The 15671-nt window shown below is 63.2% G+C and carries 12 protein-coding genes; 8 read left to right on the top strand and 4 right to left on the bottom strand.

Translation table 11 applies throughout. The features are described 5' to 3' along the window. Positions 1 to 20: 20 nt before the first annotated feature. Positions 21 to 782 carry a DUF6134 family protein gene (locus tag GYH35_RS09575; RefSeq protein ID WP_161828263.1) on the bottom strand — a complete coding sequence of 254 codons (762 nt, stop codon included), beginning with the start codon at positions 780 to 782 and terminating at the stop codon, positions 21 to 23. Between the two features lie 108 nt (positions 783 to 890). Between GYH35_RS09575 and GYH35_RS09580 the strand changes: the two genes are divergently transcribed. The 3 genes from GYH35_RS09580 (at position 891) to GYH35_RS09590 (ending at position 4304) form a co-directional block, all read left to right on the top strand. Continuing rightward, complete coding sequence (locus GYH35_RS09580) at positions 891 to 2600, top strand: sensor domain-containing diguanylate cyclase (RefSeq protein WP_161828264.1); 1710 nt, start codon at positions 891 to 893, stop codon at positions 2598 to 2600. Positions 2601 to 2985: 385 nt separating this feature from the next. Continuing rightward, on the top strand, positions 2986 to 3729 hold the full coding sequence (locus tag GYH35_RS09585; protein ID WP_161828265.1) for a GumC domain-containing protein: 744 nt from the start codon (positions 2986 to 2988) through the stop codon (positions 3727 to 3729). Between the two features lie 293 nt (positions 3730 to 4022). After that, the gene (locus tag GYH35_RS09590; protein ID WP_161815751.1) at positions 4023 to 4304 is read left to right on the top strand and encodes a YecA/YgfB family protein; all 282 of its coding nucleotides are present in this window, start codon (positions 4023 to 4025) and stop codon (positions 4302 to 4304) included. Here GYH35_RS09590 and aac(3)-IV read toward each other — a convergent pair. Together aac(3)-IV and GYH35_RS09600 are read right to left on the bottom strand one after the other, a co-directional pair. Further along, complete coding sequence (aac(3)-IV, locus tag GYH35_RS09595) at positions 4262 to 5065, bottom strand: AAC(3)-IV family aminoglycoside N-acetyltransferase (RefSeq protein ID WP_161828266.1); 804 nt, start codon at positions 5063 to 5065, stop codon at positions 4262 to 4264. The genes GYH35_RS09590 and aac(3)-IV overlap by 43 nt on opposite strands. 7 nt (positions 5066 to 5072) lie before the next feature. Then, positions 5073 to 5561: an SRPBCC family protein gene (locus GYH35_RS09600; RefSeq protein ID WP_161815753.1), complete on the bottom strand. Its 489-nt coding sequence runs from the start codon at positions 5559 to 5561 to the stop codon at positions 5073 to 5075. Positions 5562 to 5841: 280 nt separating this feature from the next. Between GYH35_RS09600 and GYH35_RS09605 the strand changes: the two genes are divergently transcribed. The 5 genes from GYH35_RS09605 to GYH35_RS09625 all read left to right on the top strand — a co-directional run bounded on the left by GYH35_RS09605 (position 5842) and on the right by GYH35_RS09625 (position 14563). After that, positions 5842 to 6441 carry a sigma-70 family RNA polymerase sigma factor gene (locus GYH35_RS09605; RefSeq protein WP_161815754.1) on the top strand — a complete coding sequence of 200 codons (600 nt, stop codon included), beginning with the start codon at positions 5842 to 5844 and terminating at the stop codon, positions 6439 to 6441. Between the two features lie 138 nt (positions 6442 to 6579). Next, positions 6580 to 8364: a lysophospholipid acyltransferase family protein gene (locus tag GYH35_RS09610; protein WP_161828267.1), complete on the top strand. Its 1785-nt coding sequence runs from the start codon at positions 6580 to 6582 to the stop codon at positions 8362 to 8364. A 157-nt stretch (positions 8365 to 8521) separates the two neighbouring features. Further along, entirely contained in the window at positions 8522 to 11674 is a 3153-nt protein-coding gene (gene sctB, locus GYH35_RS09615) for a type III secretion system translocon subunit SctB (protein ID WP_161828268.1), read from the top strand. A 21-nt stretch (positions 11675 to 11695) separates the two neighbouring features. After that, complete coding sequence (locus GYH35_RS09620) at positions 11696 to 13390, top strand: ShlB/FhaC/HecB family hemolysin secretion/activation protein (protein WP_161828269.1); 1695 nt, start codon at positions 11696 to 11698, stop codon at positions 13388 to 13390. A 141-nt stretch (positions 13391 to 13531) separates the two neighbouring features. Continuing rightward, entirely contained in the window at positions 13532 to 14563 is a 1032-nt protein-coding gene (locus tag GYH35_RS09625) for a LacI family DNA-binding transcriptional regulator (protein WP_161815758.1), read from the top strand. Between the two features lie 22 nt (positions 14564 to 14585). Here GYH35_RS09625 and GYH35_RS09630 read toward each other — a convergent pair whose 3' ends face one another. Further along, a complete protein-coding gene (locus tag GYH35_RS09630) occupies positions 14586 to 15659 on the bottom strand; it encodes an NAD(P)H-dependent flavin oxidoreductase (protein ID WP_161828270.1) in 1074 nt (357 codons plus the stop codon). Between the last annotated feature and the right edge of the window lie 12 nt (positions 15660 to 15671).

A 15671-nucleotide genomic window follows, 5' to 3' on the forward strand; every position in this document is an offset into this window, starting at 1 on the left:
GGCGCTGCTGTCGCCCGCTCCTACTTCAACTTATAAATGAGCTTCTGGCCGCGTTCGGTCTTCGATTCGAGCGCCAGCCACTCCTGCTGCTCCGAATACCACAGATCGATCGAGAGCTTCTCGCTGCGTAGCTCGTAGCGGCGCGCCGGCGTCTTCACGCCGCGCACGACGATGGAGTCCGCACCCGCGTCGGTGATCTTCACCTTCACGTGCTCGCCGTCCTGTGAGTTGAGCAACTGCGTCTGCTGCAGCATCGCCGGATTCCAGTACGCAAACGTGAGCACGCACTCGCCCAAACGCTGCGTGCCTTCGAGGGTCTGCACGATCGTCGCACCCTCACGCCGCTGCACGTCGACGCGATGTTTCTCGCCGTTGTCATCCGTGGTGGAAGACAGCTTGCTCAAGCAGTCGCCCTGCCAGTGCTCGACGTCGCGATGATCGTAGGTGTACGCGGTCACGAACAGCAGTTTGACCTTCATGCGCGCGTCGCTGATCAGCTCGCGCTCGCCGTTGCGATCAATCAGATCGAAGCGATGCGTGCCGATCTCTTTTTCATCGAGGAACACGCGAAAGTCCCAGGTGTGATTGGCCAGCGCCGGCCAGGGCGCTATTAAAAGTGCCGCGAGCAGGCCGCGGCCGAGAATCTTGCCCATCCAGTGCATGTCACTCGCAGTCAGGTCCAGCCTGAACTGATCTTCGGCGCGCGCGCCGCTTTGGATGCCGCTCGGCTGCCCCAATCCGGCGCAAGCACGCCTCGCGGCTGTGTGCAAATCCGCATGCATCCACAAATATCGCCGGCCTGGCCCGTGCTACGATGGCCGCCGTTCCAAGCGGGGGGAGGCTGGTCCAAATCAGCACCGTTGGGACGTCATCGGGATGGGAGGCAAATCGTGCGTGAATGGTTGGCCGCATGGCTGGTGGCGCTGGGCGCCTGCCTGCTGGCCGTGCCGTCCTTGGGCAGCGCTGCGGACGCGGTCGTCGCCAACGGCACGAGCCTGGAAATCCAGATGCTCGATCCGGCCGCCGGCGATGCCGGCATCGAAAACCTGACCAGCGGCGCACTCGACCCCCGCTTTCAACCGTTCGATTTCACTGCCGCTCGCAAACGAGACAGCGCCTTCTGGCTGCGACTGCGCGCCGAAGAAAATTCCACGCCCGGCTCGGTCCCGACGCTGAACATCAGCAAGGGCCGGCATCTGCAAATTCAGGCTTACACAGTACAAGGTGGCCACACCGTGCCGCTGCGAGCGGCCACTTACCTGCCCGGCTTCCGCGGCATGCATCAGATCGTGCTCGCGCTGCCTGATCGGCTCGTCGAAGGTCAGCTGCTGTACGTCCGTGTCGATCCGCAGGGCCAGGGTTGGGAAGGATTACAGTTCGGCGTCTCGACGCTCGAGCAAACGCTCGCGACCGGCGCCGAGCGCGCACGCATGATCGCCATTGCGTTCGGCGCGCTGATGGCGATGGCGTTCTCTTCGCTGCTGATCTGGCTGGTGCTCTCCGACCGCCTGCTGCTGTTTTACGCGACCCTGTTCTCGCTGCAGGCGTTATATGTCGCATACCTCTCCGGCCAGGGATTCGAATGGCCACTGCTCGAACTGGCGGCGCCGGTCATGAGCTACACCTGGAACGTCACGGCAGCGCTGAGCGGCGCGGCCGCCTGTCTGTTCGTCCGGGAGATCGCGGAGCTGCGGCTCTACTCGCCCAAGGTCTACGCGATCTTCGGCTGGATGGCGATTACATTCGTCGTGCTCGCGTTCGCCAACGTCGCTCAGCACGTCGGATTGGGTGGCGTGGTCGCCGCGATCGGCAACCTGGTGTTCCTCGGATCGGCGGTGTTCACGCTAGTCGTGGCCTTCCTGGCCTGGCAGCGAAACAACCGGGCCGCCGGCTGGTTCTTGATCGCGTGGGGATTGCTGGAAGGCTTCACGATCGCGACGGCCATCCGGCTGCTGGTCACCGATCCCGAGGGCGCCGAGGGGCTGCTGTATTACGGCCTGCCGCTGTCGATGGTCGCCGCGGCGGTGCTGATCGCATTGGGTGTCGCCGATCGGCTGCGCGATCAGCGGCTCGCGCTGTCGGATGCGGAGAAGCGCGCGCAGACGGATCCTCTCACCGGCGTGCTGAATCGACGCTCACTGGTCGAACGACTCGAAGCCGCGTGTCTGCGCGCTCGTGCGCGAGGGCTGCCCATCGCCCTGTTGTTCATCGACCTCGACCATTTCAAGGAGATCAACGACACGCGCGGTCATCAGGCCGGCGACGCCTGCCTGCGCGCCGTCATCGGTCCCATCCACGCCGAGCTGCGTCAGTCAGATGTCATCGGTCGCTATGGCGGCGAAGAGTTCGTGGTCATTTTGAGCAGCGCCGACATCGCGGCCGCCGGCCCGATCGCCGAGCGCATCCGCAATCGGGTCGCCGATGTGCGCGTGGAGGGCTTCGGCGAGCCGATCCGGGTGACCTGTAGCATCGGAGTGGCAACGAGCGACACCCTCGGCGTTTGGGGCGAACACCTGATCGCCCGCGCGGATGCGGCCGTCTATGATGCAAAAAGGTCAGGTCGGAACCGGGTTCAGATCGCCGGGGCACTGCCCGCCTGACAGGGGTCCAAGGTATTATTCGGACGCACGCGTGGCTCCAGCGGCCCCACCCCGGCGCCGGCACGCAACCCACGGCGAGGAACAATTTTTCACCCTAAGCCTTGGATTTTTCAGGGCCAGCCCCACCTCTGGCGGGCGTCCCGCGGCGACCCGGTTAAATCCATGCCGGCCCCTAAAGGCGAAGTGGCAGCGAATTGAGTGCGAATCTGACCCCCGATTGAGTCGAATTTCCCGGTGAAACCCGTGTTAGAGGCGGCCCCAGCGGCCGCGTTTTGGCATACAATCCGCGCCCCGAAAAACTCCCGCTAGCTGATCTGTCCAATTATTGGCCTTAATGGCGAGCTACGTTTTGTCTACTCCCCGTAACCAACCCCAGGAAGTGAATGTGGAACAAGCGCAACTTGAGCTGCAGTTGAAAGTTTGGAAAGAGCTTGCGATCAGCAAGCAGATTTTGATGCGGTCGGCGACCGACGCCTTGAAGCTGGATCCCAACTGCTCTCAGGAAGAACTCAAAGTAGCGCTTGACGCCGTCATCAAGAAGATTGCCGAGGCCGACTCGAGCGTCGCCACCGCGCGCCAGGAAGCCAAGCAGGCGATCACCGAGATGGAGAAGAAGCTGCAGATCGCCGAGAAGGCTCGCGCGATCGCTGTCGCCTCCGCCGAGGAGACCCGCGTCGCGCAGGACAGCGCCACGCGCCAGATCGAAATCGAGCGCGCGAATTTCACCAAAGAAATGGCGCAGATGAAGAGCGTCGTGGCCGAGAAGGACAAGACGGTCAAGGCGATCAATGCCGCGCTCGCCGACACACCCGAGAACGTGGTGAAGAAGCTCAAGGCGCTGCGCAAGGAGAAGCAGGACGAGGCCGATGGCCGCCGTACCGCCGAGGCCAACATGGCCACCCTGCGCAAGGAAAAGCAGCAGACCGACGAGCAGCTCACCAAGGCGAACGAAAAGAACGCCAAGCTGATCACCGCGTACACCGACACGCATGCGCTCGCGGGCAAGCTGCATGAGCAGCTCAAGCCGCTGGTCAAGGACGAGAAGGATCTGCCGACGCTGCCCGAGCTCGACAAGAGCCTGACCGAAGAAGCCAAGGACGAGCCCAAGGGCAAGAACGGCAAGAAGTAAAGCTTGCGAAGACGCGTCATTCGAGTGAATGGCGCGTGCAAGCAACAGCTGCGACGCGCGCGGCCGAAGTTGAGACGAAGCCGCGCATCGTTCGCTAAGCCCGCGAAATCCCACGCCTCGTACGGCATAACATACGTTATGCCACGCTGCATCCAGGCGCGCTCCGACAGGTCCCGTCGTCGCGCCGACAACAATTGTCGCCGTTCTCCTACGGAATACGGATTGTAAAACAGACCGCAGCGAGCATATGGTTTGACCTCCGACAACAGCGAACAAGCGGACGGAGGTTTCTCATGTACGCCACTGTCATTCCCGCGGGAACGCTGACCATCCGAGCCGCCAGCGACGACAGCATGCACTGCGAGCTGTGGCTCAACGACGACTTCGTCGGTTCGTTCCCTTCCGCCGACGCCGCGGCGCAAAGCGTGAGTCATCACATCAGCGGCTGCGATCTGATCGATGAGAGCGGCGCGGAGCTGCCTCAGAGCATCGATGCGTGGCAGTGGATCAGCGTGAGCTCGAAAGCCGCCAATCAGCCCGTATTCCTGATGAAAGGAGCGGCGCCGACACTTTGACGAGCCTGGTCGCACTCCTCACAGCCCGCGTCGACGGGATGAAGAAATAACAGCGGGTCCATGGATAGATATTCGAGCGCAACGCGGACAATGTCGCGCGCTCGGGACAGGCGGGAATGCGCCTGCCCTACCCGGCCTTCGGTTTGCAGCCCTCGAACTCGCAACCAATCGTCGGCCAGGGCGAAGCGCGCACAGCAGTGATTGTTCTCGCCGTAGTCGACCCGAGTCGCCCGGCCATTCTCCAGCACCGTGCAATAGCTCGGCGTCCGATAGGGAACGCCGGCCATCAGCTCCGCCAGATGCAGCGTCGTGTTTGCATCGTGACCCACGCCGAGTAGCAGCACCTGTCCATCCAGATCGTGCACTCGCCCCACCGGACTCGCCGGGATATGCGGCGGCAGGGGTAACGGATCGGCAGTGACGACTGCCGCCTGCGGCCCCTCGGCGGCGAACGCATGGAAGTGATCGCTACGACGCACGCCTGGCCCTCGCCAGAACGTTTGCGCGACGACGCCGAGATCGCGGGCGGTCGGCGTCGTGAGCGCATCGAAGGGCTCATCATCCAGCTCGGTCCACGACGGCATCACCAAAGTACCCTCGGGGCCCACCGCCTCGCGCAGGGCGTCGATCAAGCCCGACGGTCCGCGTTCGATGGGGCGAACCGCGCGGAAGGACGTGTGTACGAGTAACACGCCTCCGCGCTTCACACCGAGGCGACGCAGTTGTGCCGTCACCTCTGCTCGACTCAAAGCGTCGGTCATGGCCTTGTTATAACCTCGCGGCCAACGCCGCCAGCTGATCGGCACACTGGCCCCAACCTTCGTGGAAGCCCATTTTTTCGTGGGTCTCGCGATCGGCTGCCGACCAGTGCTGCGCGCGAGCGGTGTATTTGGTGCCGCCGTCGTGATCCTCGAAAGTGACGGTTGCGACCATGAAAGCCTTCTCGGACGGCTGCCAGGCCTTGGCGAAGGCATCGGTGAACACCAGCTTCTGGTTCTTCACCACCTCGAGGAACAGGCCGGGATTCGCGAATTCGTGGCCCTCCGGGCTGCGCATCACCACCAGGCTGGCACCGCCGGGGCGCAGATCGTATTCGACTTTGGAAATGGTCCACGGCGCCGGCGCAAACCACTGCTTCACCAGCTCCGGCTCGGTCCAGGCGCGATAGACCTTGGCTGGCGGCGCCTTGAAGATGCGGGTCAGGATCAGCTCACGCTGTTCGATCGGGGTCGGGGGTGGGGCGGCAAACTCGGACATGTCGTGCTCCGTTGAGGCAAAAACAAGATCGTTCGGCCCAAGAACGAGGCCGGCGCGCAGTATCCGACACTCGCTCACGAAATTTGTGTGCGCTGCGAGCCGCGATTGCCGATCGACCGGAGGCTCGGACAGATCCGTATTTGCACCGGGTGGCGTTTTCAGAAGTATGAACTTTCTGCAGGAAAGGCAGCGCAAACGCCTATGGTGCGTATTGTGTCTTACTGCCGAAATCATCTAGCCTTTGTCTTGGCGATTTGTACCTCAAGCAAAGGCCAAGCCAATGATGCAGGCATTCGAAGAAAAGATGAGGTCGTTGGGTCGCAGAGTACGCCACTGGTTGGAGCCAGTCCGAGAGCCGCCGCCGAAGATCGACTCCAGCCCCACGGTCAATCCCAATCGCACCCTCCCTGCTGACTCCAGCACGAGCGCCCGACTCGCCCACGATCTGGGCCTGCCCCACGACGAGGTCAGCCGTATTCTGGATCGAACTGCGGCCGATCTGCGCCAGCTCTCGGAAGCCGATTCGGACGATGCCGACGCCCGCCCCATCATCGACCGCGCCGTGAGCGAGCTTGCCCAGCTCGGCTTCGAGTCGCGCCCGATCGAGGAAGCGGCGATGGAGCAGTATCTGCAGGAGCTGCCGGAGCGCGATTATCAGATCCTCAGGCTGTTCAAGCTCGGCACCAAACACAGCGATATCGCAGCACAGCTGGACACCAGCGTCGAAGCGGTGCGCAGCTCGCTGGTAAAAACCTACGCCGAACTTCGGATGAGAATGATTGGCTCGAACGACGACGGTGGCGGCGGCGAGCCCCGTGAAATGCCGCCCTCGCAAACCTATACCAAGGCGTTCAAGCAAACGTCCCTGCATCATAATTAAAACGCGCACCGCGCATCGGCCGGCACATTGGCCCGTGCCCGGCGTCTCATATTTCGCCCTTCCCTCGCTTACGCAACGCGGCTGTCATCTTCGACGACTAAGTTACGCGCCCATCCAAGGCGTGGGCTTGAGTGATCGATGCCGATCTCTGCGTCACCGTTCGAACTCACTGGACCGCTAAAGCGCGTTCCCGCGGTCGGTCCTCTCATTCTGAATGTCGCCGAGCGCGCGCACGCGTTTCAGCGACTGGCCAACATCCACCGACAGCTGGCCGGACGCGACTTGTCGCCGGCGCAATTTGCGCGGGAAGCGCTCGAAATATTGCAGGTCCGTTTCGAGCTGGACCTGGCTCGCCTGGAGCAGATTCCAAAGAGCGGCCCTGTCGCAGTGGTCGCAAATCATCCATATGGCGGCTTGGAAGGCTTGTATCTGATTCAGCTGCTGCTCGAGCTGCGCCCGGACAGCAAACTCATCGGCAATCAGCTGCTGCAACGAATTCCCGAGCTGCGTGACGCGATCATTCCCGTCGATGCCTTCGGCGGCTCGCGCGCCGCAAAGGCCAATGCTCGCGGCATGCGTGCCGCACTTCGACACGTTCAGGATGGCGGACTGATCATCCTGTTTCCCGCGGGCGCCGTCTCTCATTTGCATCTGTCCAATGGCCGGGTCTGCGATCCACTCTGGAATCCGACGGCCGCACGCCTTCTGCGGATGTGCGCATGCCCGGTCGTGCCGCTTCACTTCGGCGGCGGCAACAGCTCGATTTTTCAGACGCTCGGCCTGCTCCATCCGCGCATGCGTACCGTGATGCTGTCGCACGAACTGCTGAACAAACGCAATCACGTCATCCCGGTCACGGTGGGTCGCCCGATCAAGGCCAGCACGCTAGCCGATGAAGCCGACGATGTGGCCCTCGCCCGCTCGTTACGCTTGAGCACCTACGCACTGGAAGCTCATCGAACCGTACAGCGTCGGATCGCTCGCACGCCGGAGCCGACCGCCGAGCCCGTCGTCGCCGCCTTGCTGGAAGCGGAAATCGCCAATCTGCCGGCGCAAAACATCCTCGCCGCCACGCAAGGCACGCAAGTGATGTTTGCCCGTGCCGAGCAGATTCCCTGGACGCTTCGCGAGATCGGCCGGCTCCGCGAGATCGCTTTTCGCGCCGTCGACGAAGGCACCGGCCGTAGCCGCGATCTCGACAAATACGACGAGCACTACGTCCACCTGTTCTCGTGGGACACGCAGAAGCGCACGATCGTCGGTGCGTACCGGATCGGCCACGTCGACGAGATTCTCGCGAAGCACGGGCGCCTCGGTCTCTACACGCATTCGTTATTTTCTTACGGCGCGCCGTTCCTTCGCGCCGTGGGCAACGCACTGGAGCTCGGACGTTCCTTCATCGTGCCGGAGCATCAGCGCAATTTCGGCGCCCTGCTGCTGCTGTGGAAAGGCATTGCTCAGTACGTCGTGCGCCATCCGCGCTATCGGGTGCTGATCGGTCCGGTGAGCATGAGCGCCGAATACCGTCCGCACTCGCAGGCGCTGCTGGTGGACTTCATCAAGCGTCGCTGCTTCGATCATCAGCTCGCGCAATTGATCAAGCCGCGCCGGCCGTTCCGACGCACGCATTCTCTGGCCGCGCTGAGCGGCGACCTCGCCGGACTCGGCGACCTCGACGGGCTGTCGCAATTGATGGAAAAGATCGAGCCCGATGGCAAGGGCGTGCCGGTGCTACTGCGCCAGTATCTGAAGCTCGGCGCGCGTGTCGTCGGCTTCAATGTCGATGCGAACTTCAGCGATGTGGTCGACGGCATGATCGTCGTCGATCTCACGCGCGTGGAGCAGCGCGAGCTTTACAAATACATGGGCCGCGAAGCCGCCGAGACGTTCCTGACCGCCACGCGGGTCGCCGGCGGACATTAAGTCATCGGCCGCATTCAGGGATACTCGCAATTTTCATAATCCCCGCGCGCGAAGTCGCGGGGATGTGAGCGGTTCCTCGCCGGCTCGTTGCGCACCGCGCTAAAAAGGCGCTCCTTTTGGCCCAGGACACCTGTCGCGACGACAGGTAGCGGTGTCGATGACGAACCTCAAGAACAAGCGGCGCGCGGCTGCACCGAAGCGCCCGCTCAATTGCGTACTCACCTCTTTCGTGGTCGCGGGCTTTTCCAGCGCCGCGCTGGCCAATCCTCAGGGCGGCACGATCGTCGCGGGGGGCGCGACAATAACCGAGACCAGCCCCACCCAGCTCGACGTCGTCTCGACCACGGATCGAGCCATCATCCAGTGGAATAGCTTTTCGATTGGCAGCAGCGAGCTGGTGCGCTTTCAGATGAACAGCGCCGATAGCGCGGTGCTGAACCGGGTTACGAGCGCCACGGCGTCACAGATCGATGGAATGCTCACCTCGAACGGCCGCGTCTATCTGATCAATCCGAACGGCGTGGTCATCGGCGCCGGCGGCGTGGTGCAGACGCAGAGCTTCATCGCCAGCACGCGCGATATCACTGACGAGGACTTCCTCGACGGCGAGGGGCTGACCTTTCTCGGCACCGGCTCGAGCGGGGTTCGCAACCTCGGTGTGATCGAGGCGTCGGGTGGCGACGTCGCGCTCATCGGCAATCAAGTGGAGAACACTGGCTTCATCAGCGCTCCGCAAGGCGTCATCGCGCTCGCCGCTGGCGATGACATCATGTTGGCTGCGCCCGGCTCGTCGCGCCTTCTGGTACGCGTCGCGGGCGTCACCGACTCCGGCGCTGCGCAGATTCAACACACGGGCACTCTGAATGCCGCTCAAGCAGAGCTGCAGGCCGTCGGCGGCAACATGTACGCGCTCGCCGTGAACGCAGCCGGTGTGATCAACGCGACCGGCGTCCAGAACCGTGGGGGTCGCATCTTTCTGACGGGCGATGGCGCGCGGATCGACATTACAGGAAGGCTGACCGCCCGCAAGAGCGACGGCGCCGGCGGCAGCATTCACATCGATTCCGGCGTCGATTATGGAAGTGAAGTTCGCGTCAGCGGCACGCTCGACGCCTCGTCCACAGCGACGGGCGGCGGCATCAACATCGCCTCGTCTTTCGTCGAGCTCGACGATGGCGCTCGCCTGCTCGTCTCGGGCGGCACTGGCAACGCCGGCGGCGTATTCGTCGGCTCCGAGGAGAACACAAATCAAGTCATCGTTGCCGAGGGCGCCCGCATCGAAGCGAACTCGCTTTCCGGCGACGCAGGCAATATCGATTTGAGCGGTGCGGGCGTCTATTTCCACGGCGACGTGCAAGCGCGCGGCGGAGCGTTGCAGGCTCAGTTCAACATTCACTCGGGCGAAGGCGTGGAGTACACCGGCCTCGCCGACCTGCGCGCCTATGGCGATGAGACGCGCTTCGGTTCGGTGACCATCGACAGTGCTTACTCGAATCTCCGCATCGCGCCCACAGACGGCAATCTTACTGTTCTCGACTCCGACGCTCTGGCTGCGCAGCTGAATCACGGCAATGTGACGATCGCTGCCAATGGCGAGGGCCGTTACATCGATGTGTTCGCACCCCTGAGCTGGCAGGCCGCGACGCGACTCACCCTGCAAGCCAACGATACTGTCGACATCAACCAGTCGATCGACGCCAGCAACGGCGCCTTGCATTTGATTTCGCGCAATGCCGGCGTGACCGATCTCGAGCCCGCGACCATCACGGTCCGCGACCTGTGGCTCTCAGCAGCCCAAGAGGTGAATCTCGCGAATCGAGTCGTCGCGCAGAACGTTACGCTGTACGACATCGGCGGCCGCACCTGGCTGACCAACGAGCAGAACGAGCTCGGCTCCATCACATTCATGCGTGACCTGCGCGCACAGAGCGGCGAAGTGGACATCGTCGATAGTGCCGGTGGCCTCAGCTTGACCACGAGCAATGTCGGCGGCATCGCCTACTCCACCGACGGCAACTTCCGTGTGCGCACTTCGGGCGATCTGACCTTGGCGCCGGCGTTCCAGACGCAGGTGGGCGGCGATGTGACCTTGGTCGCCGCCAGTGGCGCGTTACGCAATCGATCCACCGCGGGCGCCAACGTATTCGGAACATCGTCCACGGGACTCGGCCGCACGCGCGTATACGCGTCTGCCGCCGGCGAGAATGGCGGCCTCGAAGGCGCGGCTCAGTACGATGTTTCTTATTCATCGGAGCACGAAGCCGAGGCCAGCACCGGCTTCTATTACAGCGGCAGCGCGCCGCAGGGTCCGGGCCCGTCAGATCCGGGGCCATCGGATCCTGGTCCGGTCGATCCCGTAGACCCGGTCGATCCCGTCGATCCGGAGGTTCCCGAAGTCCCGCATCTGCCGCCGTCGCAGATCGTCGAGAGCGCGCTCGATGGCAATTCATTCGAGCAACTCAATCGGCCGGCGGCCGACAACAGCGCCCGCTACCCGACGCCTCAACCGAGGGAGACGCCTGCGTCCGATCCGAATAGCGCGAGCTTGACGAGCGCCCTGCTCGAACGAATGGAAGAACTGGCACGGCTCAACGGCATCGATGGCACCACGACCAAGCAGCCGAAAGAGCCCACCGCGAAAAATCCGAACGCAGGTCAGCCGCAGGAACAAACGCCGCCGCAGCAGATTCTCGACCAGCTCGATCGCTTCGTCTCGCAGTTGATGGCCTTTCTGCAGGAGATGGCATCTTCGCAGGCCGGCGGCACGGGCATCACGCCCGAACAGCTCGCGCAGAAGATGGGCTCCATGTCGCTGGACCAGCAGAAATTCCTGCTCGAGTCGCCGCAATTGTTCCAGCAACAACTGTCCATCATCCTGGCCCAGATCGCGATGGACCGGCGCAATGAGGCCCTGGACGCCCGCAACCGGGAGATGGGCAAGCAGGTGGATGCTCTCAAGCAGACTGCGGAGCAGATGCGAGACGCAGCGACTCAACAACTCATGGGCGCCATCATCGCGGGCATCTCACAAATCGCAGGCGGCGCTATTTCCACCCTGGGCAATGCGGGGCCCAACGGCGGTTTGAAGCAGCCGGCGCTGCCGGCGGCACCGACGCCGTTGCCCATTGCGCCGCCAGTGCCAGCGCTGCCGGGGGCGAAGAACCCGAGTCCCGCCCCAGGTATGTTCTCGGGCCCGGCCGCGCAAATGCCCCCGCCACCGCCGCAAATCATTCTCCCGACTCCGCCCCCGCTGCCATCGGCAGTGCAAGCCCAGTTGGACGCCGCACGCAACAAGCTCCAAGGTCGCTGACCGCGCGCCGGATCATAAGATATGAAACATCTCGCTCTTCTTACGGCGCTCGGCTGCTGGTCTGCAACTTCCGTCGCGCAGGATCTGAATCGTATTCAGCCTGCGCCGGTCCCGGCCGTGCAACCACCAGCCACTCCAAACGTCAGCGATGCCTCCGATCCGGCGGCGTCCTCGACGGTGTTGCTGCCCAAGCTGAATCGGGTGATCTTCATCGCCACGCCGGAGCAGCTCACCGAAGCGGACGGCCGCAGCGAAGCGCTCGACATCTCTCGCGTCCCGCTGCTGGACAATGAAACATTCCGTAAGCGCATTGAGCTGTATCTAGGCCAGCCATTGAGTCAGCGCGGACTGAATCGTCTGCTGACCACGATCAACCTCTTCTACGCCGCCAACGACAAGCCTTTCGTGAGCGCGAGCGCGCCTGCGCAGGAAGTCACCGACGGCGTGTTGCGCATCCTCGTCGTCGAGGGCCGGGTCGAGCAGGTCAAAGTCGAAGGCAATCGCTACTTCTCCGATGAGCAATACCTCGCAGCCCTAGGCCTGCACCCCGGCGATGCTTTGCAGAAGTCACAGCTCGACGCCAACATCGCATGGATCAACCGCAATCCGTTCCGCGCGGCCAGCATCGTCGCAGCGCCGGGCGAATCCTTCGGCGGCACGAATCTGATCGTCCGCGCCAACGAGCGTTATCCCGTGCGCATCTATGCCAATGCGGATAACACCGGCTCGCCCAACACCGGCGAAGAACGCCTCGGCCTCGGCGTCAATTGGGGCAATGCCTTTGGCCTCGGGCATCAACTGAATTATCAGCTGACCAGCAGCGCCGACTTCGATCGTTCCATCGGACACTCGGCCAGCTATGTCGTGCCGTTGCCGTGGCAGCACCTGCTGACCTTCAGCGGCGCCTGGTCGCGTATCAATGCCGACATGCCGGTGGATTTCGATTCGCAGGGCACGTCGTGGCAGACGGCGTTTCGCTACGAAGCGCCGCTGCAACCCAACGAGCGCGGCTGGAATCAATCCCTGCTCGCGGGCGCCGACTTCAAGCGCTCCGACAACAACCTGGAATTCGGCGGCGTGCCGGTCACCGATAACACCACCGACATCGTGGAGGCAGTGCTCGGTTATCGGATGAGTGCCGAGGATAAGTACGGGCGCACCGGCATCTCGGCCACCGTTGTTTATTCGCCTGGCTCGATCGGCAGCCATAACGAGACCCAGTATTTCGACATCAGCCGCTGGGGCGCGGAATCCGATTACTCGTACGCCCGCATCGATCTGGATCGCCTGACGCAACTGCCCGCTAACTTCGCCTGGCGCTTGACCGCATCCATGCAAGTCGCGAGCGGCAACCTGCTCGGCTCCGAACAGCTCGCGCTCACGGGCACGTACGGCGTCCGAGGGTACGGCGAGAACGACAGCTTCGCCGATGGCGGCTACATGATCCGTAATGAGTTGTTGCTGCCTGTCGTGAATGCCAGCTCGTTATACGTCCGCCTGCAGCCGATGGTGTTCTATGACTATGCCCAGGGCTCGAACAAGCGACTGTTGCCTGGCGAACGCGACCGGACCACGCTGAGCAGCGCCGGCCTCGGCAGCCGCATGTCCTTCGGCCAGTCCTGCGAGTTGCGCTTCGCTTACGGCTGGCAGCTGCATTCGTTCTCCGGCCAGGACCGCGGCGACCAGGCACACGCCGGCATCGTCTTCAGCTATTGACCCTCGCTGTCAGGCCAGTCTTGACGCCCCGCCGAGCCGCAGCGCATCCTCGCGCTGCGGTCAATTCAGGCGGAGACAGCGCTGGCTACGCAGGACAAACGGCGACCTCGCCGTCAGATACAAGAAGTCACCATCGATGATGTGGCGGAGGAAGCCGGCGTCTCACGCATGACCGTTTCTCGGGTCCTGCGCGGTGGGCATCTGGTGCGCGCACCCCTTCAAGAACGCGTGCTCGCGGCGGTCAAGAAACTCAACTACCGGTTGAATGTTTCCGCTCGCGCGTTGGCCGGGTCCGGGCCGTCGCGAGTCGGCCTGGTGTACTCGAACCCCAGTCAGGCATTTCTCAGCGAGCTGCTCACCGGCGCGCTAAGGGAGTCCAGCAAGCTCGGCATGCAGCTCACATTGACCGCCGACGCCGACAGCCATGACCGCACCGCCGAGATCGAAGCGCTCCTGCGCAGTGGCGTGACCTCGTTTCTACTGCCCTCGCCTGCCTGCGATGCACCCGACGTGCTCAAGCTGCTGCGGGCGGCGAAAGCGCGCTGGGTGGCGATCTCCCCGGTGAATCTGGAAATTCATCCCTTCAGCGTCTCGGCCGATCATTTCGACATCGCCGGGCGGATGACAGCGCGATTGATCGAGCTGGGCCATCGTCACATCGGCTTCATTGCCGGCGATCCCGCTTCCAAGGGCGGCGCCGAGCGCCTGCGCGGACACTTGCGAGCCATGGCGGCCGCGGACATCAAAGAGTGTCCCGTCGAGCAAGGTTATTTCACTTTTCAGTCGGGACTGGACGCCACCGAGCGCCTGCTGAAATCATTCAAAGAATGCACCGCCATCATCGCGTGCAACGACGATATGGCCGCAGCCGCAATCTCCGTCGCGCATCGACATCATCTCAACGTGCCCGACGATCTCACCATCGTGGGCTTCGATGACACGCCCATCGCTTCGATCGTTTCACCGGCCATCACGACGGCACGCCAGCCGATCGCCGAGATGGCACAAAGCGCGATTCGCATGTTGCATGCCGCGGCCATGGCCGGCGACGCAGACGACAACAACAAACGAACGCAGAAGGTGCTGCCCGGCACGCTCATCGAGCGCGAGTCGAGCGCCCCGCCGCGACAGGGCGCGTTACCGAAGCCCGCGGCCCACTTCGGCCGTTCCTAAGCAACGACGCAAGCGGCAGCGATTATTCGATTCCGCTTGCCGCGCGCCACTCTTGAACGAGCTGGCTCACCAGCACAGCGGCGGGCAACTCCAGAGCCAGCGGCGCAGCTTGCCCGGCCCAATACGCTGCGTATTCATGATTACCCTGGGCGCTGGCGGCCGCGTGCAATGCCTTCGCAGCGTCATACGCAATCGGATAGTCCGGCAAAGCTGGCGCGCCCGCTTCGATGAGCTCATACATTTGATTTGGAAGACCGCGCGCACCGCGACCGGAAATAGCGGCGGTGATGCGAGTGTGGTGTGCACGTTCGCTTTTCATTTGTTCCCTGTACGCGGCGTTTGCGGATGATTCGGGACAGAGCACGAATGCCGTGCCCATTTGCACGCCGGCTGCTCCCAATGTCATTGCAGCGGCCATCCCTCGGCCATCCATGATGCCGCCGGCGGCAATGATGGGGACACTGCACTGCTTCACCAGCATGCGAACCAGAGCGAATGTACCGATGCCGTCGTCCCCCTGCTCGGGATCGAACACACCGCGATGACCGCCCGCCTCCACGCCCTGCGCAACAATGGCGTCCACACCGGCGCGCTCACAAAGCGTTGCTTCTTCTGAATTCGTCGCGCACGCCAGCATCACGATGCCGGCTGCGCGAAACTGCCTGATCCACTCGGGCGATGGCAATCCGAAATGAAAGCTGACGATCGCCGGACGCTCTTCCAACAACATGGCCAGCATCGGTTGGTTGCCCACGAACGTGTGATAGATCTCCCGCAATTCCTGCGGTGGCTTCGCACCGAACCTCGCGAAATGCGGCTCGAGATACGCCAACCACGCCGCCTCACGCGCGGCGTCAGCCGTCGCCCGACGATGACAGAACAAATTGACGTTGAAGGGACGCGACGTGAGCGCCCGCGTCCCGCGGATCATCGCGCGAGATTGCTCGACGTTACTCGCGCCGAGCCCAAGCGAGCCCAGTCCGCCGCTGTTCGAAACCGCCGCCGCCAGCGCGGGCGTCGACACACCCGCCATGGGCGCCTGGATGATGGGATGCTCGATGCCGAGCACGGCCAGCAGGGATTGAACGCTACTCATGCGGCGATGGTA

The organism is Steroidobacter agaridevorans (assembly GCF_009932555.1).
Lineage (GTDB): Bacteria > Pseudomonadota > Gammaproteobacteria > Steroidobacterales > Steroidobacteraceae > Steroidobacter > Steroidobacter agaridevorans.

Bases quoted from the DNA above. Each gene is read 5' to 3' on its own strand.
- GYH35_RS09575 (WP_161828263.1), bottom strand. From the start codon at position 782: ATGCATGCGGATTTGCACACAGCCGCGAGGCGTGCTTGCGCCGGATTG.
- GYH35_RS09590 (WP_161815751.1), top strand. From the start codon at position 4,023: ATGTACGCCACTGTCATTCCCGCGGGAACGCTGACCATCCGAGCCGCC.
- GYH35_RS09600 (WP_161815753.1), bottom strand. From the start codon at position 5,561: ATGTCCGAGTTTGCCGCCCCACCCCCGACCCCGATCGAACAGCGTGAG.
- GYH35_RS09605 (WP_161815754.1), top strand. From the start codon at position 5,842: ATGATGCAGGCATTCGAAGAAAAGATGAGGTCGTTGGGTCGCAGAGTA.
- GYH35_RS09610 (WP_161828267.1), top strand. From the start codon at position 6,580: ATGCCGATCTCTGCGTCACCGTTCGAACTCACTGGACCGCTAAAGCGC.
- sctB (WP_161828268.1), top strand. From the start codon at position 8,522: ATGACGAACCTCAAGAACAAGCGGCGCGCGGCTGCACCGAAGCGCCCG.
- GYH35_RS09620 (WP_161828269.1), top strand. From the start codon at position 11,696: ATGAAACATCTCGCTCTTCTTACGGCGCTCGGCTGCTGGTCTGCAACT.
- GYH35_RS09630 (WP_161828270.1), bottom strand. From the start codon at position 15,659: ATGAGTAGCGTTCAATCCCTGCTGGCCGTGCTCGGCATCGAGCATCCC.